This window comes from Saccharopolyspora sp. NPDC045941 (assembly GCF_056431445.1).
Genome location: NZ_JBWKKU010000113.1, coordinates 1 through 18,090 on the forward strand (window position 1 = coordinate 1; position 18,090 = coordinate 18,090).

Here is an 18,090-nt window from a genome sequence, read left to right on the forward strand (position 1 = left end):
GCGCACACTCAAACGCATCACCGCCAGCCCCCGCAAAATCACCGCGATCGTCCGCGCCGCACTCACCCTCACCCACCACGAACACGGCAAAATCCACTGAGATCACCTCATTGAAATTGCGGGAGTTGTCCACAGGCGTCGGCGTGTCGAGGTGTGACACGCCGGTGGTCCGCAGTTTCAATTGAAACTGCGGCGAGGGGGTGAGTCAGCGCGGCGGCGCTCAGCCGAGGCGGGGTGGGAAGCCGCCGGTGGCGATCGGGCCCCAGCGCTCGATGTGGATGCGGATCAGCGACTTGCCCTGCCGGGCCATCGCCTCGCGGTACTCCGCCCAGTCCGGGTGCTCGCCGGAGATGCACCGGAAGTACTCGACGAGGCCGTCGAGCGCGTCGGGCATGTCCAGCACCTCGGCGCGGCCGTCGACCTGCACGTACGGCCCGTTCCACTCGTCGGAGAGCACGCAGATCGACACCTGCGGATCGCGGCGGGCGTTGTGGGTCTTGGCCCGCTCCGGGTAGGTCGACACCACGATCCGGCCCTCGGTGTCCACCCCGCAGGTCAGCGGGGACATCTGCGGGCGGCCGTCGGAGCGGGTGGTGACCAGGACGCCCCGGTGTCGGGGCCGCAGGAACTCCAGCAGGGCTTCGCGGTCGACTCGATCGGCGCGGGCGATCGCCATGGGTTCGCTCCCCACATCCGGCGGCAAGGTCCGCCACTCAGCCTAGTGGCCGAGTACGACGGGCGCGTGCGGCGTTGTGGAAGCCGCGTTCGACGGGTGACAATGCGGCACCCGACCGGGAGGCACGGATGCCATTCGCGACCACCGACGACGGAATCCGCCTGTACTACGAGGAAACCGGCACCGGCGTGCCGCTGGTCTTCGTGCACGAGTTCGGCGGCGACCACCGCTCGTGGGAGCCGCAGGTCCGGCACTTCGCCCGCCGGTACCGCTGCGTCGTGTACGCGGCGCGCGGCTACCCGCCCTCGGACGTCCCCGCCGAACCGGAGCGCTACGGCCAGCACCGCGCGGTCGACGACCTGGTGGCGGTGCTCGACGCGATCGGCGCGGACCGCGCGCACGTGGTGGGCAACTCGATGGGCGGGTTCTGCACCCTCCACTTCGGACTCCGGCATCCCGGCCGGGCCCGGTCGCTGGTCGTCGCAGGCTGCGGCTACGGCGCGCACCCCGGCGCCCGGGAGGAGTTCCGCGCGGAGTTCGAATCGCTCGCGGCCGCCTTCGAAACCGACGGCCCGGCCGAGGTGGCCAAGTGGTACGGCTTCGGCCCGGCGCGCGTGCAGTTCCAGAACAAGGACCCGCGCGGGCACGCCGAACACGTCGAGGTGCTGGCCGAGCACGACCAGGTGGGCGCGGCGCTGACGATCCGCGGGGTGCAGATGACCCGGCCGTCGCTGTACGACCTGCGGCCGGAGCTGGCGGTGATGGACGTGCCGACGCTGATCGTCGCCGGCGACGAGGACGACGGCGTGCTGGAGGCCGACCTGTTGCTGAAGCGGACCATCCCGCGCAGCGGCCTCGTCGTGCTGCCCAAGACCGGCCACCTCGCGAACCTCGAAGAGCCCGAACTGTTCAACCACCACGTCGAGCGCTTCCTGGCGCAGGTGGACCACGACCGCTGGCCCGCCCGGGACCCGCGTTCGCCCGTCACCTCCCCGGACTAGTCGTTGACACCCCGGGCGATTCCGGGTTAGAAGGAGATTCCAGAAAAGCCCTCTGCGTTCACGGCAGGAGACGCCATGCAGTGCAAGGCCGCAGTGCTGGAGACCGCCCCCGGACCACTCGTGATCAGCGACGTCGACCTCGATTCGCCCGGACCCAACGAGATCCTGATCCGCACCGCCGCGGCCGGGGTGTGCCACTCCGACCTGCACTTCATGGAGGCCAAGTACCCGCATCCGCTGCCCGTGGTGCTCGGCCACGAGTCGGCCGGGGTGATCGAGGCGGTCGGCTCGGCCGTCACCGGCCTGGCGCCCGGCGACCACGTCATCACCTGCCTGTCGGTGTTCTGCGGGCACTGCGAGTACTGCACCACCGGCCGGCCGAACCTGTGCACCAAGGAGGACGTGGTGCGCCCGGCCGACGGTCCGCAGCGGCTCAGCCGCGGCGGCGAGCCGATGCACCAGTTCCTGAACACGTCGAGCTTCGCCGAGCACATGCTGGTGCACGAGCACGCGGCGGTGAAGATCCGGCCGGACATGCCGCTGGACAAGGCGGCGCTGATCGGCTGCGGGGTGACCACGGGGCTCGGGGCGGTGTTCAACACCGCCGGGGTGCGGCCGGGGGAGACCGTGGCGGTGATCGGGTGCGGCGGGATCGGGCTCGCCGCGATCCAGGGCGCGGCGATCGCCGGCGCGGGCCGGGTGATCGCGGTCGACCGCCTGCCGGGAAAGCTGCGCCTGGCGGCGAAGTTCGGCGCCACCGACGTGGTCGATGCGTCCGATGTGGACGCCGTGCAGACGGTACTGGAGCTGACCTCCGGCGGCGTCGAGCACTCCTTCGAAGCGGTCGGGCTGGCCAGCGCCGCCGAGCAGAGCTTCCAGATGCTCCGGCCCGGGGGCACGGCGACGATCATCGGCATGATCCCGTTCGGCGAGAAGATCTCGCTGGACGGCTATTCGTTCCTCCGCGAGCGCAAGATCCAGGGCTCGACGATGGGCTCGAACCGCTTCCGCGTCGACATGCCCCGCTACGTCGACATGTACCTCTCGGGCAAGCTCGACCTGGACTCGATGATCAGCGGCACGACCACGCTGGCCGGCATCAACGAGGCCTACGAGAACCTCAAGCGGGGCGAGGTCGCCCGCCAGCTCATCACCTTCGGCTGACGGCTGCTCCGTTCGTGGAGCGACGTTTCCGCCCCGTGGTCAGCCCGCTCGGCGGTAGCCCGTTGGGCCCAGGTGGCTGTGGTTCTCCGCTCTCGGGCCGGGCTCGTGGTCTTCAAGCGCCTCGGCGGTCGTGGTCGTGCGCGGGTTCTGCGCGTCTCCCGGGCGCGGGCCCCAGCGCGACAGGTCGCGGCGCACCACGAGCAGCAGCACCAGGCCCACGACGAGCAGGCCGTGGGAGAGCAGGCGGGTGGCGGGGACCGCGTTGTTGATGATGTCGAAGACGCTGAAACCGCCCAGCACCAACAGGAACGCGGCCATCACCGGCAGCAGGCCGGTGCTCGCGCGGATTCGCCAGGCCGTCCACAGCATGCCCAGGCCGAGCGCCAGGTTCCACGCCGTGCTCTCGTTGAGCAGGTGCCCGGTCATGACGTCGCCCATGCCGTGGTCCGCGAAGTGCGTCACGCCCAGCACCTGCGCGATGCCCAGCGCCACCTGGCACAGCGCGACGGCCGCGAGCAGCACCCGCGGCCACCGGCGCGCGACGGGGGCGCGCATCGTGCGGGCGGCGTCGAGCACGGAATGCGCGAGGTCCGGTGTCGGTTCGACCGGGCGGACCCGCAGAGCGCGGTTCAGCTCCGCCGCGCGCTGCTGCCAGGACCGGCAACCGGCGCATTCCGCGAGGTGACCCTCCAGCCGGTCATCGGGCACTGGCGCCGGCTCGCCGTCCAGCCTCGCCGACAGCGCCTCGCGGTACGTGTAGCAGTCCACGCCCATACTGTCGCTCGGAGGGCGGCCGGAGTTCCCGGCGGGTCGGTGCTTCAACCGGTTCCTTCCGACTGCTGCGCGGTCTTCTCGAGCAGTTGCTCCCGCGCGCGAGCGACCCGGGAGCGCACGGTGCCGATCGGGCAGCCGCAGATCTCGGCGGTTTCCTGGTAGGACAGACCCAGCACCTGGGTGAGCAGCAGCGCCTCGCGGCGTTCGCCGTCGAGCTCGTCCAGCAGCATGTTCAGCTCGACGACGCCCTCGAAACCCGCTCGCTCGCCCGCGCCCCGGTCGGCCGCGGCGGCCCAGTCGGCCCCGGCGTCGGTGCGGGGCCGGGAACGTTCGTAGCGCACCTGGTCGACGACCACGCGCCGGGCGATGGACAGCAGCCAGGTGCGCGCCGAGGAACGCCCGGAGAACCGGCGGATGCTCTTGAGCGTCCGCAGGTAGGTCTCCTGCGTGAGGTCGTCGGCGAGGTGAACGCCGCCGAGGTGGGCGATGAAGCGCCACACGTCGCGCTGGGTGCCCCGGATGAATCTCTCCAACGCGCCGCGATCACCTGATCGCGCCGCCAGCGCCAGCTTCGTCAGGCGGGCGTCCTCGGCCTCCGAGCGACTCATAGCCCGGGAGGCTAGTAGGCCGGTGACGCTGTGAGTACAGGCGCCTGCGCGGTGTGCCCGGGAGCACAGGCCCCTTGCAGGATGTTCCCAGTCGGCGGGAAATTTCACGTCCGGCGGCGGGAACTGCGGGCGCCTCCGGTCCGACAGGTGTGTCGACGGGGCGCATCGATTCGAGGAGGACCGCCGGGATGGCCTGGTACGCGGACGACGAGTTGTGGTCGGTGTTCTCGCCGGTGATGTTCTCGCCCGAGCGGGCAGCGTTGGCGGCCGAGGTGGTGGCGGACTCGCCGCTGTTCGACTTTCGCACCGGGGCGCGGGTTCTCGACCAGTGCTGCGGGATCGGGCTGTTCACGGTGCCGATCGCGCGCTGCGGATATCCGGTGACGGGCGTCGACCTGAGCCCGCTGTTGCTGGCGCAGGCGGAGAAGGCGTGCGCGGACGCGGGCGTGCGGGCCCGGCTGGAGCGCTCGGACGTGCTGGATTACGTGCGCCCGGGCGAGTTCGACGTGGTGCTGAACCTGTTCACGTCGTTCGGCTACTTCGACGATCCGGAGCAGAACCTCCAGGTGCTGCGCAACGCGCACGCGTCGCTGGCGCCGGGCGGGCAGCTGCTGGTCGACGTGCTCGGCAAGGAGATCTACGCCGGATGGGTCGGGCCGCCGAAGGTGGTGGAGCTCGACGACGGCATGGTCGTCATGCGCGACACCGTCTTCGACGGCTGGACCCGGTTCCGGACCGACTGGACGCTCGTGCGCGGCGAAACGGCGAGGCACGCGTCGATCACCTGCTTCGTCTACAGCGCGGCGGAGCTGATCGCGCTGTTCGAGGCGGCGGGCTTCGCGGACGTCGAGTGCTTCGGCGGCTTCGGCGCGGAACCCTACGACAACCACGCGAAGCGGTTGGTGGTCCGCGGGATCCGGCGCGATTGATCTCCCCGGGAACTTCGAGCGGTGACCGCCCGACCAACAGGAGGACGGATTCGCCAGGAGGATGCCGAATGCAGCAGGGCCGGGACGTGTCGACGGTCGAAGCATCCCGCCAGCCCGCGCGAAGCGGCCGGGCGCGGTTGTTCGCGGTCGTGCTCGTGCTGTCGGCGGTGCTGGTCGTGTCGGTGCTGGCGGGCATCGCGCTGGGGCCGACGGTGGTGGCACCGGACGAGGTCGTGCGTTACCTCCACGCGGCGCTGACGGGCGGCACGATCCGCTCCGACGAGGTGACCGGCTACAGCATCGTCTGGCAGGTCCGCACGCCGCGGGTGCTGCTGGCGGTGGTGGTCGGCGCCGGGCTGAGCGTGGTCGGGGTGGCCATCCAGGCGATGGTGCGCAACGCCCTGGCCGATCCGTTCGTGCTGGGCATCTCGTCGGGAGCGTCGGTGGGCGCGACGGCGGTGGTGGTGTTCGGCGTGTTCGCGAGCCTCGGTGTCTACGCGCTGTCGGTGGCGGCGTTCCTCGGCGCGCTGGCCGCATCGGTGCTGGTCTACGCCGCCGCGAGCAGTCGCGGCGGGATGACCCCGCTGCGGCTGGTGCTCATCGGGATCGCGCTGGCGTACGGGTTCCAGGCCGTGATGAGCGTGCTGGTCTTCCTCGCACCCAACGGCGACGCGGCGCGGACGGTGCTGTTCTGGCTGCTGGGCAGTCTCGGCGCGGCGAACTGGGGATCGCTGCCGCTGGCGGCGACCGCGGTGCTGGTGTGCGTGGTGGTGCTGAGCCGCCACAGCCGCTCGCTGGACGTGCTGTCGATGGGCGACGAGACGGCGGCGAGCCTCGGAGTTGATGCGGTGGCGCTGCGACGCTGGCTGTTCCTGCTGACATCCGCGGTCACGGGCCTGCTCGTCGCGGTCAGCGGCGCGGTGGCGTTCGTCGGGCTGGTGATGCCGCACCTGGTCCGGATCGTCGTCGGCTCCAGCCATCGCCGGGTGCTGGCGGTGGCGCCGCTGGCCGGGGCGTGCTTCCTGGTGTGGGCCGACCTCGTCTCGCGCACCCTGTTCGCCCCGGAGGAACTCCCGCTGGGCGTGATCACCGCGCTGGTGGGCGTGCCGGTGTTCATCACCCTGCTGCGGCGCCGCGGATACCTGTTCGGAGGTCGCTAGATGGAGTTGCGCTTGGACGGGGTGGCGGTGGAGATCGCCGGCCGGACGCTCGTCGGCGGCCTCGACCTCGACGTCCACAGTGGAGAGATCGTCGGGCTGCTCGGCCCCAACGGCAGCGGGAAGTCCACCGCGCTGCGCTGCGTCTACCGGGCGCTGCGCCCCACGGCAGGGGCGGTGCTGCTCGACGGCGCGGACGTGGCCGGGATGGCGCCGCGCGAGAGCGCCCGGTCGATCGCCGCGCTCACCCAGGAAAGCCGCGGCGAACTGGACTTCACGGTGGCGGAAGTCGTCGCCCTCGGCCGCACCCCGCACCTGCGCGGCAACCAGGCCCTCAGCGAGCGGGAGCACGAGCTGTGCCGGCAGGCGATGGAGCGGGCGGACATCGCGCACCTCGCCGACCGCGGCGTGCTCGGCCTCTCCGGCGGCGAGCGGCAGCGGGTGCTGATCGCGCGGGCGCTGGTGCAGGAGCCGCGCGTGCTGGTGCTCGACGAGCCGACCAACCACCTGGACGTGCGTCACCAGGTGGAATTGCTGTCGTTCCTGCGCTCCTCGGGACTCACCGTGCTCGTCGCGCTGCACGACCTCAACCTCGCCGCGAGCTGCTGCGATCGCCTCGCGGTGCTCTCCGGCGGCTCGCTGGTCGCCACCGGAAGCCCGGCCGGCGTCCTCACCGCCGAGCTGATCCGCCAGGTGTTCGGCGTGGAGGTCACCGTCGTGACCCATCCGCGCACCGGCGCGCCGCAACTGCTCTACGACCTCAGCGCCGACTACGAAGGGACCCGATCATGATCCGATCCGCGAAGCGGCGGTCGCTGGCAGTGCCATTGGTCGCGGCATTGCTGGCCACCGGTTGCGGCGCGTCGGTGGAACCGGCCGTCCAGAACGGCCCGGCGCCGGTCACGGTCACCAACTGCGGCGTGCCGGTGCCCTATCCGCGCCCGCAGCGGCCGGTGTCCTACGACGTCAGCGGCACGGAGAAGATGTTCGCCCTGGGGCTGGCGGACCGGATGCGCGGGTACGTGATGAACGCGCAGGCCGAACCCTCGACCGCCGGTTCGCCGTGGCGGGACGACTACGCCCGCGTGCCCAGGCTCGGGACCTCGCGGATCACCCGGGAGATCGTGGTGGACGCCCAGGCCGACTGGGTGCTGGCCGGTTGGGGTTCGGGGTTCAGCGAGGAGCGCGGCATCACTCCGCAACTGCTCGACCAACTGGGCATCCGCAGCTACGTGCACACCGAAACGTGCTGGGACTACGGCGACAAGAAGCCGGTGCCGCCGCTGGAGGCGCTCTACGCGGACCTGCAGAACCTGGGCCGGATCTTCGGCGTCGAGCAGCGAGCCGACGAACTCGTCGCCGAACTGCGGGGACGCATCGCGAAGGTCGAGCAGGGCCGTCCCGCCGGTGTCACGCCCGTGCCGGTGTTCGTCTACGACTCCGGCGCGGACCAGCCCTACACCGCGGGCCGGTACGCGGCGCCGACCGACGTCATCGCCGCGGCGGGCGGGCGGAACGTGCTCGCCGACGTGGGGAAGGGCTGGACGACGGTCGGCTGGGAGTCCGTCGTCGCCGCGAAGCCCGAGGTGATCGTCATCATCGACTACGCGGGGCAGTCCGCGGCGGAGAAGCAGGCGTTCCTCGAATCGCTGCCCGCGATGCGGTCGGTTCCCGCGGTGCAGCAGAAGCGCTACTTCGTGCTGTCCTACGGGGACGCCGTCAGCGGGCCGCGCAACGCCAAGGGAGCCGAAGACTTCGCCGCCTACCTGCGTTCGATCGGGCGGTGAGGCCGTGACCGCGACAGCCCCCGCCGCCGCGACGACGGTGCACGAGCACATAACCGACGCGCTCAAGACGCCTTCCTTGATCCGGTTGGGCGGCAACGTCGTCCTCGCGCGGTTCGAGACCATGAAGGTCTACGCCGCGCTCGGCGCGGTGCGAACCCTTCTGGAGCGCGGCACGATCCGGCCTGGTCAGACCCTTGTGGACAGTTCGAGCGGCATCTACGCGCTGGCACTGGCGATGGCCTGCCACCGCCACGGCCTGCGCTGCCACATCGTCGCATCGACCACAGTGGACTCTTCGATGCGCGCGCAGCTGGAGGTCCTCGGCGCGACCGTGGACCAGATGCCGCCCTCGCAGGACCTCCGGCTCGACCAGCGGCGGCGCGTGGAGCGCGTGCGGCAACTCCTCGCGGAGCGCCCCGGGATGCACTGGATGCGCCAGTACCACGACGGCGTGCACTACCTGGGCTACCGGGAGTTCGCCGACCTCGTCACCGACGGGCTGCCGGACGGGCCGCTGACGGTGGTCGCCGCGGTCGGCACCGGAGCCTCGTCCGGCGGACTCGTCGAGTCGCTGCGCGGGCGGGGCCGGGACGTGCGGCTGCTGGGCGTGCAGCCCTTCGGCAGCGTCACGTTCGGCAGCGACGGCCACAGCGACCCCGACGCGATCATCGCCGGGATCGGCAGCTCGATCTGGTTCGGCAACGTGCGCCACCACCTCTACGACTCGGTGCACTGGGTCGACTTCCGGCACGCGATGGCCGGCACGGTCGGCCTGCTGCGCGAGCACGCCGTGTTCGCGGGCCTGTCGACCGGCGCGGCGCACCTGGTCGCCGGCTGGGAGTCGGCGCGGCACCCGGAGGGCACGCACCTGGTCATCGGTGCGGACGCCGGACACCGCTACGTGGAGCGGGTTTTCGCCCGGCATCGCGAGGCGCTGGACCCCGCCGGGTTGCGACCGAAGGAGATCACCTCGCTGGACGACCTCGCGCCGCCCTGGTCGGCGATGGAGTGGGCGCGCCGGCGGTGGAGCGAACAGGAGCCGGTGGAATGACGATCGCAGCGCTGGAAGCCCTGACCTTCGGCCTGGGGCGCCTGGTTGACGCCGCCGACCGCGCCGGGCAGCGGCTGTGCCTGCTCACCGGCAACCGCGACATCTACCGGCACGAGCTGTCGCGGCTCGACCCGGGCGCGCTGGACGTCGTCGACGTCGACACCCGCGACATGGCTGCCTGCGCGGCCGCGCTCGAACGGCTTCCCGCGCTCGACGGCCTGATCAACTCCACGGACACCTGGCTGCTGCCGGGCGCCGAGCTCGCGGCCCGGTTCGGCCTGGCGGGCCCGGATCCCGAGGCGGCGCGCACCATTCGCGACAAGCGCGCGGTCCGGGTGCTGATGCACCGGCACGGCCTCAGCCGCGGCACGGCCATCGCGGTGCCCGACGGCTCGTCGGCGGCCGGACTCGTCCGGCGGGAGGTCGGCCTGCCCGCGGTCCTGAAGGATTCGGCGGGCACCTCCTCGCGCAACGTGTGGCTCGTGCACGACGAGGACCAGCTGCGCAGCGCCGTCGACGAAGCGGCGGGCCGGAAGCTGTTCGGTCGGCTGCTCGCCGAGCCGTTCTTCGCCGGGCCGTTGTACAGCGCGGAAACGCTCACCTGGGCGGGCCGGACCCGGTTGCTGGGCGTCCACGGCAGGCAGCTGTCGCGGCAGCAGCACGTGCGGGAGGAAGCGGCCGCGTTCCCCGTCGCGTTCCCGGACGCGGATCGCGCCGAACTGGAGCAGTGGGTGTCGCGGGTGCTCGCGGTCGCCGGGCACCGCGGCGGGTTCGCGCACGTCGAGTTCGTGCTCACCGCCGAGGGGCCGGAACTGGTCGAGATCAACGGCCGGATCGGCGGCGCGATGGTGGGGGAGGCGTTGTGCCGGTCGCTGGGCACCAACGTCTACGAAGCCATGGTCGACATGGCGCTGGGCAAGGAACCGGAACTCCTCGACGCCACCGCAGGACCCGGCCCTGCGGTGGCATTCGTGCTGGTCTACCCCGACCGGACCGGCACGTTCACCGGCATGGCCGGGATCGAGCGGCTGGCCGGGTTCCCCGGCAACCCGGAGTGGTATCCGACGATGACGATCGGGAACCACATCGAGAGCCTCGCCGACCAGCGCGCCTGCACCGGGATCGTGCTGGCCGAGGCGGCCACGGCCGAACTCGCGCTGCACCGCGCGCTCAGCGCCGCCGGCGGCGTGCACCCGGTCGTCACCGGGCGCTGAGGTGGCCTCGTTCACCCACCGGCAATGGTTCCTGCTGGTCAGCTCGTTCTTCATCGCGCTGGGCGGGTTCGCGGTGCTGCCGTACATGTCGGTGGTGCTGCACCAGCGTCTCGGGCTGAACCTGGGGATCGTCGGCGTCGTCCTCGCGGTCGCCTCGCTCGTGCAGTTCGCCGGGGCGATCGTGGGCGCGGCCGTCGCCGAGCGCATCGGCCTGCAGCGGACCATGGTGCTGGCGCTGGTGATCCGCACCGCCGGGTTCGCCGGGTTCGTCGTGGGGCTGCGCTGGCCGGCCGCGGCCGTCGCCGCGCTGGTGCTGACCTCCTGCGGCGCGGCGCTCTACCTCCCGGCGAACAAGGCGTACCTGCTGCTGGGCGTCGAGGAGGACCGCCGTCCGCTGCTGGTGTCGGCCGGGAACTCGGCGATCAACGGCGGAATCGCGCTCGGTCCGGTCGCCGCAGCGCCGTTCGTGCTCGACGACTCGGCGGCGTTGTTCGCAACGGTCGCGGTGCTGTTCGCCGTCGTGACGATCGGGCACGCGCTGCTGCCCGCGGAGCGGGGCGCCGACCGCCCGGTGGGGAAGCCGGACCGGGTGCTGGCCGGAATTCCCCTGCTGCCCTTCGCGATCACCGCGTTGACCTTGTACCTGCACATGTTCTTCTACAACTACCTGGCGGTCTACGCCGTTCCACGAGTGTCCACAGTGTTCTACGGAATCGCGCTGATGCTCCACTCGCTGGGATTGGTGGTGATGCAGCCGCTGCTGGCCGGCTGGATCGGGCGGCTGCCGTACGCCCGCGCGATGCTGATCGGCTTCGCCGCGATGGCGACCGGCACGGCCGCGCTGGCGTCTGGCGGTGCCGTGGCGATCCTGGCCGGTGCGCTGGCCATCTGCCTCGGCGAGGTGGTGCTGTTCCTGAAGAACGACCTCGAATCCCTCGCCCGTTCCGGGCGGCCACCGGCGGTCGTGTTCGGGCAACAGCGCCTCGCGGCCGGGATCGGCGCCTTCGCCAGCGGCATCATCGGCGGCCTCGGCTACGGCGCGTTCGACGGGGCCGGAAACGCCCACTTGTTCTGGCTGGCGGTGGCGGCGCAGTGCGCGCTCCTGCCGCCGCTACTGGTCATCGTGTTGCGGTGCCGGGACAATCTCGAGGAGAGACATGGATCTGGCTAGTGCGAAGGCGGTCGCCGATCGGCTGCGGGCCGACGCCGCCGACCGGGACCGCGCGAACCGGCGGCCGGTCGACGAGGTCGAGCTGCTCCGCGGGTCGGGGCTGCTCGTCGTTCCGCCGGACGATCACTTGACCACGCACGCGGTGACCAGGATCGTGGCGGCGGCCGATCCTTCCATCGGGCACCTGCTCGGGTACCACTACCTGCACCTGTGGCGGGCCGGGCTGTTCGGGGACCCCGAGGTGGCCGCGCGGATGCGGCGGGAAACCGCCGAACACCGGTTGTTCTGGGCGGGCGTGAGCAGCCCGCCCAACCCGGCGGACGCCGGGCTGAGGATGACCACTGTGGACGGAGGATTCCTGGTCAACGGCCGGCGGACGTTCGCCACCGGTGCCGCCGTCGCGGACCGGCTGATCGCGAGTGCCCGGGACGACGACGGCGAGATCCGCACCTTCCTGGTGGGCGCCCGTGCGCCCGGCATCGGCCACCCCGACGACTGGGACAACATCGGGCAACGCCTGTCGGCCAGCGGCAGCGTCGTCTTCGACGACGTGCGCATCGACACGGACGACGTCCTGGGCTCGCCGCCGAGCGGTGACGTCCGGATCTCCCTGACATCGCTGGCCTTCCAGGCGATCCTCGCCCAGATCTGCGTTGCGATCGCCGAAGGCGCGCTTGCGGAGGCCGCCGACCACACCCGCCGCCGTGCCCGGCCCTGGCTGCTCAGCGGTGTGGCCGCCGCGGCAGAGGACCCGTACGTCCTGGCGGGCTACGGCGAGCTGGTCGCGAGCGTCCGGGCGGCCGGGCTGCTCGCCGACCACGGCACCGCCGCGCTGCAGGACGCGGCGGATCGGGGCGCGGAGCTGACCGCGGAACAGCGCGGCGCGGCGGCCGCGACCATCTCCGCGGCGAAGATCGTCGCCACCAGGACCGTCAACGAGACGACGGCCAGGATCTTCGAGTTCCTCGGTGCGAGGGCCACGGCCGGTTCCTTCGGATTCGACCGGTTCTGGCGAAATGCCCGTACCCTGACGTTGCACGATCCGGTGGTCTACAAGGCCCGTGAACTCGGCGCCCACCACCTCACCGGCGAGCCGCCCGAGCCCACCGCCTACAGCTGAGCGGCGTGACCGCGGGCATCCGCCTGTGGAAGTATGCGACCGCCCGCGAACGAGGTGCGGGCCGGACTCGTGTGGCGGTCGTGCCCGGAGTGACGCGGGAGCTTCTCGGAAAGCGGCAGTTGAATGGCAAGTGGTAACCGGTACGTCCAGCTCGGGCTGATCGCCGCCGTGCAGGTGCTCGCCATGGCGATGTGGTTCTCCGCCTCCGCCGTCGTGCCCGCGCTGCGCGAGGCGTGGCGCATCAGCGACGTGCAGGCCGTCTGGCTGACCGCATCGGTGCAGGTCGGGTTCGTCGCCGGGGCCGTCGTGTCGGCCGCGGCCAACCTGCCCGACCGCTTCCCGCCGCAGCGGGTGGTCGCCTGCTCCGCGCTCGGCGCGGCGGCCGCGACCGTCGCCGTCCCGCTGCTCGCCGACAGCTTCGGCCCGGCGGTGCTCTGCCGGCTGTGCGCGGGCTTCTTCCTCGCCGGCGTCTACCCGGTGGGCATGAAGCTGATGGCCTCGTGGTTCGGCGCCGCCGGGCGCGGGCTCGCGCTCGGCGTGCTCATCGGCGCGCTCACCGTCGGCTCCGCGTTGCCGCACCTGATCAAGGGGCTCGACGGCCTGCCGTGGCAGGGCGTGCTCATCACCGCGGCCGCCATCGGGGTCGGGGCGGCGGTGCTGGCGGCGATGTTCGTGCGGCCGGGACCGCACCTGTCCGGCGGCGGCGCGAGCCACCGGCCGCGGTACGCGCTCGAGATGTTCCGGGAGCGTGGGCCGAGGCTGGCCAACCTCGGCTACTTCGGCCACATGTGGGAGCTGTACGCGCTGTGGACGTGGCTGCCGTCGTTCGTGGCCGCGAGCACCGGGAGCGGGGAGGCGACCGTCGGCCTGGTCTCGTTCGCGGCCATCGGCGTCGCCGGCGTCCTCGGTTGCCTGCTCGGCGGCTGGGCCGCCGACCGCTTCGGGCGGGCTCCCGCGGCCGGGACGGCCCTCGTCGTCAGCGGCGCGTGCTGCCTGCTGTCCCCGCTGGTGTTCGGCGCGTCGTGGCCGCTGCTCCTGGTGCTGCTCGCGATCTGGGGCGCGGCGGTGATCGCGGATTCCGGTGTGTTCTCCACGGCCCTCAGCGAGGTCGCCGACTCCCGCTACATCGGCACGGCGCTGACCGCGCAGACCGCGATCGGCTTCCTGCTGACGGTGGTCACGATCAACCTCGTGCCGGTGCTCTCGGCGCTCGTCGGCTGGCGATTCGCCTTCCTCGTCCTCGCACCGGGCCCGATCCTCGGGGCGCTCGCGATGCGCGCGCTGGGGCGCCGGGCGCGCTAGCGGCCGTCCCGGATGTGGCGTGGCAGGCTTGTGCTTTGCGAGAGATGAAGCGAACGGCCTGTTCGCCTCGCCTATCGGAACGGTCGGTCCGTTCACTCCGTGTCAGGCAGCGCGCACGCGCCACGGCGCGAACGAGTGCGCAAGCAGGCGCGCTAGCGGACGCTGCGGAAGTTGTCCGCCGGCACGTGGACGGAGTCGCCCGACTCCAAGGTCACCGCGACCTCGTCGGGGCGCCATTCGACGGACCGGATCCGCGGCTCACCGGAGCCGAACCGCAGCCGCACCGGGTAGTAGTGGTCGGCCGCGCCCGGGCCGATCCGCAGCTCGTGCCAGGTGCCGGTCAGCCGGGTGACCCGAACCAGGTAGAGCTCGCTCGCCCACCGGGAACCCGAGTACTCGTAGGTCACCCCGGAATCCCGGGACGATTCCTCGTGCAACACCGCCTCGCGCAAGGTGATCGATGGGCCGAGGAAGATGAGCGCGCCGAACAGCACCGCGCCGACGAGGAGTCCTGCCGAGACCGGCAGGATCAGCAGTTTGCGGGACACCGCGCCCAGTATGCCAAGGGCGCGGTTCAGCCGGACTTATCCCGGAAGACCCACCACCGCGATGCGGTGTAGGTGAACGCCGCGACGCACGCCCCGGCGGCCATCCGCGACAGCCGGAAGTCGACGCCCAGCGCCGAAACCCCCGTGGTCACGCCCATCGTGAGCAGGTAGTCGCAGGCGATCACCACCGCGTAGCGGAGGGCCTGGCCGCCGACCGGGGCGTGCGGCCGGAAGTTGACCGTGCGGTTGAGCACGAAGTTCAGCCCGAAGGCGGCCACGTACGCCACGGTCACGGCGGCCGGCAGCGGCAGCGCGGTCCAGGCGCGCAGCGCCGCCAGTATCCCGAGGTCGATCAGGAACGTGAACCCGCCCAGCATCAGGAACCCGGCGAGTTCGCGGGACAGCACCCGGCGCAGCCGGGCGGGAAGCCGGTCGACCCACGAGGTGAGCAGGTCGCCGACCCGCTCGGCGGTGCTCGTCCTGGTCGTCGTGGTCTGCTCGTCCATCCTCATCCCGCTGCGGCGATGGCGTCGTGGGTCCGCGCCCGAACCCATGAGATCTCGCCGGCGGAAAGTTGTCCGCCGGATCCATGCCGTCATCGGTATCCTTCGCCGAGTGTTCAGGGGCTGTTCGGCATCCGTTCCGCCACCGTCCCCGAACCGCCGCGATCCCGCGAATGTCCACATTGGATCGCGTTCGTGACTACCGGCTGTCAGCGCTGCGGTTGGCCACCGCCCGCGGGCGGCGGACAATGGCGGGGACAACTACCGTCGGCGGTCCAGGAGCCAGCGATGCGCCACACCAACCTCACCGCGGAACCGGCCGAATATGCCAGCGCCCGCGAGGAACTGCGCCAGGCCGAGATCGAGCTGATGCGCCAGCGCGAGCAGGTCGCCGACCTGCGCCGCAGGCTGCCGCCGGGACCGGTCGTCGACGACTACGCGTTCGAAGAAGGCCCGGCGGACCTCGATGCGGGCGACGAGCCCGTGCGGACCGTGCGGCTGAGCGAACTGTTCACCGGGCCCGGCCGCGATCTGGTGATCTACCACCTGATGTACGGCAAGCGGCAGACCGAGCCGTGCCCCATGTGCACGATGTGGATCGACGGCTTCAACGGCGTCGCCCGCCACGTCGCGCAGAACGCCGACCTAGCCGTCGTGGCCGCCGCCGGCCTGCCGGAGCTGCGCGCGCACGCCCGGCGCCGGGGGTGGACGAACCTCCGCCTGCTCAGCGCCGGGACCGGTTCGTTCAAGTACGACCTCGGCAGCGAGGACGCGGACGGCGACCAGGACTCGACGGTGTCGGTGTTCACCCGCGACGGCAGCGGATCGGTCCGCCACTTCTACTCGGCGCACCCGCGCATGGCCGACGACATCGACCAGCGCGGCATCGACCTGCTCAGCCCGGTCTGGCACCTCCTCGACCTCACGCCCCGGGGCCGGGGCGACTGGTTCGCGGCCCTGGACTACTAGCCCGGGTCACTCCGGCCGGACGAGGATCTTGACGTTGGCCTCCTTGCTGCCGACTAGCTCGTCGAACCCCTTCGCCACGATGTCGTCGAGCCCGATGCGGCCGGTGATGAACTGGAACGGGTCGACCTTGCCGGCGGCGATCATCTCGATGGTCGCGGGATGGTCGCCGGCGTAGGCGAGGCTGCCGACGAGGTTGATCTCGCCGAACACCAGATCGTTCATCGCGACCGCGGCCTCGTGGCCCCAGATCGCGACGTTCACGCAGGTGCCACCGGCACGCGTGGCGCGGATCGCCGACTTCAGCACGGCGTCGATCCCGGCGCACTCGAACGTCACGTCGGCGCCGCGTCCCCCGGTCAGCTCCAGCACGGCGGCAGCGACATCCACTGTGGACGGATCGAGCACGTGTTCGGCGCCGGCCGCGTGCGCTTTGGTCTTGCGCACCTCCGCCGGTTCCACGGCGATCACCCGTTCGACGCCCGCCGCCCGGAGCGCGGCGGTGGTCACCAGGCCGATGGGGCCGGTCCCGAAGACCGCGGCGGTGTGCCCCGGGCGGGCGCCGGAGAGCCGCACCGCGTGGTAGGCGACCGCCAGCGGCTCGACGAGCGCCCCGACGTCGGTGCCGAGCTCGCCGAGCGGGTGGATCCAGCGGCGCTCGGCCACGACGAACTGCGAGAATCCGCCGCCCCCGCCGGAAAGCCCGACGAAACCCAGGCTGCGGCAGACGTTGTACCGGCCCTGCAGGCAGGGGTCGCACCGCCCGCACACCAGGTACGGCTCGACGGCGACGCGGTCGCCGACCCGCAGGTCGCGCACCCCGTCGCCGAGCTCGCTGACGACTCCGGCGAACTCGTGGCCGAGCGTGAGGGGCACGGTTTCGCCGGTGAGGGGGTGCGGGGCGCCCGCGCGCGGCGCGAAGATCGGGCCTTCGAGGTATTCGTGCAGGTCGGTGCCGCAGATCCCGCACCACTCGACCGCCACCTTGACGGTGCCGGGGCGGGTCGCGGGTTCCGGCACGTCGTCGATGCGGATGTCGCCACGGCCGTGGAAGCGTGCTGCTCTCATCGCGGTTTCCCTCGCTCGGCAGGAGATTGCGGACGCCATCCCGAGGATGCGCCGAGCCGGGCCGGGGCGGAAGAGCATCGGGCCGCGACGCGGAACCTGCCGGGCCAGGTCGATGAGGAGTATCAGGCTTCTTCAGCGGGTCCGTGGTGGGTGCGGCCGGTCAGGCCGGCCGCGGTCAGGGTGAGGTGCTGGGCCAGCGCCTCGGCCGCGGCGTCCGCGTCGCGCGCCAGCGCCGCCTCCTCCAGCCGGCGGTGCTCGCCGACGTGGTCCCGGCCGGGGGTCTGGTGCGCCGACCAGCGGCGAGCTAGCTCGCTCGCGGACCACATCCGGTCGAAGGTCTCCAGGAGGACGGGGTTACCGCACCCCTCGAGCAAGGTGCGGTGGAAGACCCGGTGCGCTTCGGACCATGCGCCGCTGACGTACTGGCCCTCGTCCGGCACGAACGCCGGGGTGCGGGCCAGGCGGTGGTGGGCGGCGCGCACGCGGGCCTCCCAGTCGAGGTCACCGCGCTCGATGGACATGCGCAGCACGAGCGGTTCGATGGTCCGGCGGGCCTCCGCGATCTCCTGCCAGCGGCGATCGGAGAAGGCGGGGACGGCGAAGCCGCGGTTGGGCAGCCGGTCGGCGAGTCCCTCGCCGACCACCCGCACGAGCGCCTCGCGCACGACGGCCAGGCTCACGCCCTGTTCCTTGGCGAGGTCCTGCGGTTTGAGGGCCTCACCGGGGGCGTAGTCCCCGCGCATGATCGCGTCCCGCAGGTGTGCGTAGACCTGCTCGGAGAGCATCTGCTTTCCCGACGAGGTCGAGGTGTGGGCCGTCCGGAGCATCTCGCCAGCGTAGACGATCCGGTAGAAAATCGATTATTTGTGTTATGGTCGATTTGTTGGTGAGTGACGGTGGTGCCGCTACGTGAAGGGCTTCCGCCGGCCGGATCACCGCCACTCCCGCAGCACGGCCTGAAAGAATCTGAATGATCATGTCAAGCTGCAGCAGTAGCTTTCTGTGGTCCAGCTGGGCTGAAGGTTCGTCTGTCGCGCAGCAGGGCCCAGAG

General features: G+C 71.7%; 19 protein-coding genes. 12 read left to right on the top strand and 7 right to left on the bottom strand.

Features of this window, described 5'->3' with window-relative positions:
• Positions 1-220 precede the first annotated feature (220 nt).
• The gene (locus tag AC07FN_RS44270; RefSeq protein WP_132493342.1) at positions 221-676 is read right to left on the bottom strand and encodes a PPOX class F420-dependent oxidoreductase; all 456 of its coding nucleotides are present in this window, start codon (positions 674-676) and stop codon (positions 221-223) included.
• A gap of 128 nt (positions 677-804) precedes the next feature.
• Here AC07FN_RS44270 and AC07FN_RS44275 point away from each other — a divergent pair, with 128 nt between their 5' ends.
• A complete protein-coding gene (locus AC07FN_RS44275; RefSeq protein ID WP_478401101.1) occupies positions 805-1,677 on the top strand; it encodes an alpha/beta fold hydrolase in 873 nt (290 codons plus the stop codon).
• Between the two features lie 75 nt (positions 1,678-1,752).
• The gene (locus AC07FN_RS44280) at positions 1,753-2,841 is read left to right on the top strand and encodes a Zn-dependent alcohol dehydrogenase (protein ID WP_478401102.1); all 1,089 of its coding nucleotides are present in this window, start codon (positions 1,753-1,755) and stop codon (positions 2,839-2,841) included.
• A 39-nt stretch (positions 2,842-2,880) separates the two neighbouring features.
• Here the strand turns inward: AC07FN_RS44280 and AC07FN_RS44285 are convergent, their stop codons facing one another.
• Positions 2,881-3,609 carry a zf-HC2 domain-containing protein gene (locus AC07FN_RS44285; protein WP_478401103.1) on the bottom strand — a complete coding sequence of 243 codons (729 nt, stop codon included), beginning with the start codon at positions 3,607-3,609 and terminating at the stop codon, positions 2,881-2,883.
• A 50-nt stretch (positions 3,610-3,659) separates the two neighbouring features.
• Positions 3,660-4,223 carry a sigma-70 family RNA polymerase sigma factor gene (locus tag AC07FN_RS44290; protein WP_478401104.1) on the bottom strand — a complete coding sequence of 188 codons (564 nt, stop codon included), beginning with the start codon at positions 4,221-4,223 and terminating at the stop codon, positions 3,660-3,662.
• A 188-nt stretch (positions 4,224-4,411) separates the two neighbouring features.
• Between AC07FN_RS44290 and AC07FN_RS44295 the strand changes: the two genes are divergently transcribed.
• The 9 genes from AC07FN_RS44295 (at position 4,412) to AC07FN_RS44335 (ending at position 13,954) form a co-directional block, all read left to right on the top strand.
• Positions 4,412-5,152: a class I SAM-dependent methyltransferase gene (locus AC07FN_RS44295; RefSeq protein WP_478401105.1), complete on the top strand. Its 741-nt coding sequence runs from the start codon at positions 4,412-4,414 to the stop codon at positions 5,150-5,152.
• 68 nt (positions 5,153-5,220) lie between these two features.
• Complete coding sequence (locus AC07FN_RS44300) at positions 5,221-6,312, top strand: FecCD family ABC transporter permease (protein WP_478401106.1); 1,092 nt, start codon at positions 5,221-5,223, stop codon at positions 6,310-6,312.
• Positions 6,313-7,101, top strand: a complete 789-nt coding sequence (locus AC07FN_RS44305) for an ABC transporter ATP-binding protein (RefSeq protein ID WP_478401107.1) — start codon at positions 6,313-6,315, stop codon at positions 7,099-7,101.
• The gene (locus AC07FN_RS44310; protein WP_478401108.1) at positions 7,098-8,096 is read left to right on the top strand and encodes an ABC transporter substrate-binding protein; all 999 of its coding nucleotides are present in this window, start codon (positions 7,098-7,100) and stop codon (positions 8,094-8,096) included. Before AC07FN_RS44305 ends, AC07FN_RS44310 begins: the two co-directional genes overlap by 4 nt.
• A gap of 37 nt (positions 8,097-8,133) precedes the next feature.
• Positions 8,134-9,147 (top strand): pyridoxal-phosphate dependent enzyme, encoded by a 1,014-nt coding sequence (locus tag AC07FN_RS44315; RefSeq protein WP_478401117.1) that lies wholly within the window; start codon positions 8,134-8,136, stop codon positions 9,145-9,147.
• Positions 9,144-10,361 (top strand): ATP-grasp domain-containing protein, encoded by a 1,218-nt coding sequence (locus AC07FN_RS44320; RefSeq protein WP_478401109.1) that lies wholly within the window; start codon positions 9,144-9,146, stop codon positions 10,359-10,361. Before AC07FN_RS44315 ends, AC07FN_RS44320 begins: the two co-directional genes overlap by 4 nt.
• Position 10,362: 1 nt before the next feature.
• On the top strand, positions 10,363-11,532 hold the full coding sequence (locus tag AC07FN_RS44325) for an MFS transporter (RefSeq protein WP_478401110.1): 1,170 nt from the start codon (positions 10,363-10,365) through the stop codon (positions 11,530-11,532).
• On the top strand, positions 11,519-12,652 hold the full coding sequence (locus AC07FN_RS44330; protein ID WP_478401111.1) for an acyl-CoA dehydrogenase family protein: 1,134 nt from the start codon (positions 11,519-11,521) through the stop codon (positions 12,650-12,652). Before AC07FN_RS44325 ends, AC07FN_RS44330 begins: the two co-directional genes overlap by 14 nt.
• A 123-nt stretch (positions 12,653-12,775) precedes the next feature.
• Entirely contained in the window at positions 12,776-13,954 is a 1,179-nt protein-coding gene (locus tag AC07FN_RS44335) for an MFS transporter (protein WP_478401112.1), read from the top strand.
• Between the two features lie 152 nt (positions 13,955-14,106).
• Here the strand turns inward: AC07FN_RS44335 and AC07FN_RS44340 are convergent, their stop codons facing one another.
• Positions 14,107-14,502, bottom strand: a complete 396-nt coding sequence (locus tag AC07FN_RS44340) for a hypothetical protein (protein ID WP_478401113.1) — start codon at positions 14,500-14,502, stop codon at positions 14,107-14,109.
• Between the two features lie 26 nt (positions 14,503-14,528).
• Positions 14,529-15,008, bottom strand: coding sequence for a GtrA family protein (locus AC07FN_RS44345; RefSeq protein ID WP_478401114.1), 480 nt, complete (start codon positions 15,006-15,008; stop codon positions 14,529-14,531).
• 285 nt (positions 15,009-15,293) lie between these two features.
• Between AC07FN_RS44345 and AC07FN_RS44350 the strand changes: the two genes are divergently transcribed.
• A complete protein-coding gene (locus AC07FN_RS44350) occupies positions 15,294-15,974 on the top strand; it encodes a DUF899 family protein (protein ID WP_478401115.1) in 681 nt (226 codons plus the stop codon).
• Positions 15,975-15,980: 6 nt separating this feature from the next.
• Here AC07FN_RS44350 and AC07FN_RS44355 read toward each other — a convergent pair whose 3' ends face one another.
• Together AC07FN_RS44355 and AC07FN_RS44360 are read right to left on the bottom strand one after the other, a co-directional pair.
• The gene (locus AC07FN_RS44355; protein WP_478401116.1) at positions 15,981-17,039 is read right to left on the bottom strand and encodes a 2,3-butanediol dehydrogenase; all 1,059 of its coding nucleotides are present in this window, start codon (positions 17,037-17,039) and stop codon (positions 15,981-15,983) included.
• Positions 17,040-17,161: 122 nt separating this feature from the next.
• The gene (locus AC07FN_RS44360) at positions 17,162-17,824 is read right to left on the bottom strand and encodes a GntR family transcriptional regulator (protein ID WP_478401118.1); all 663 of its coding nucleotides are present in this window, start codon (positions 17,822-17,824) and stop codon (positions 17,162-17,164) included.
• Between the last annotated feature and the right edge of the window lie 266 nt (positions 17,825-18,090).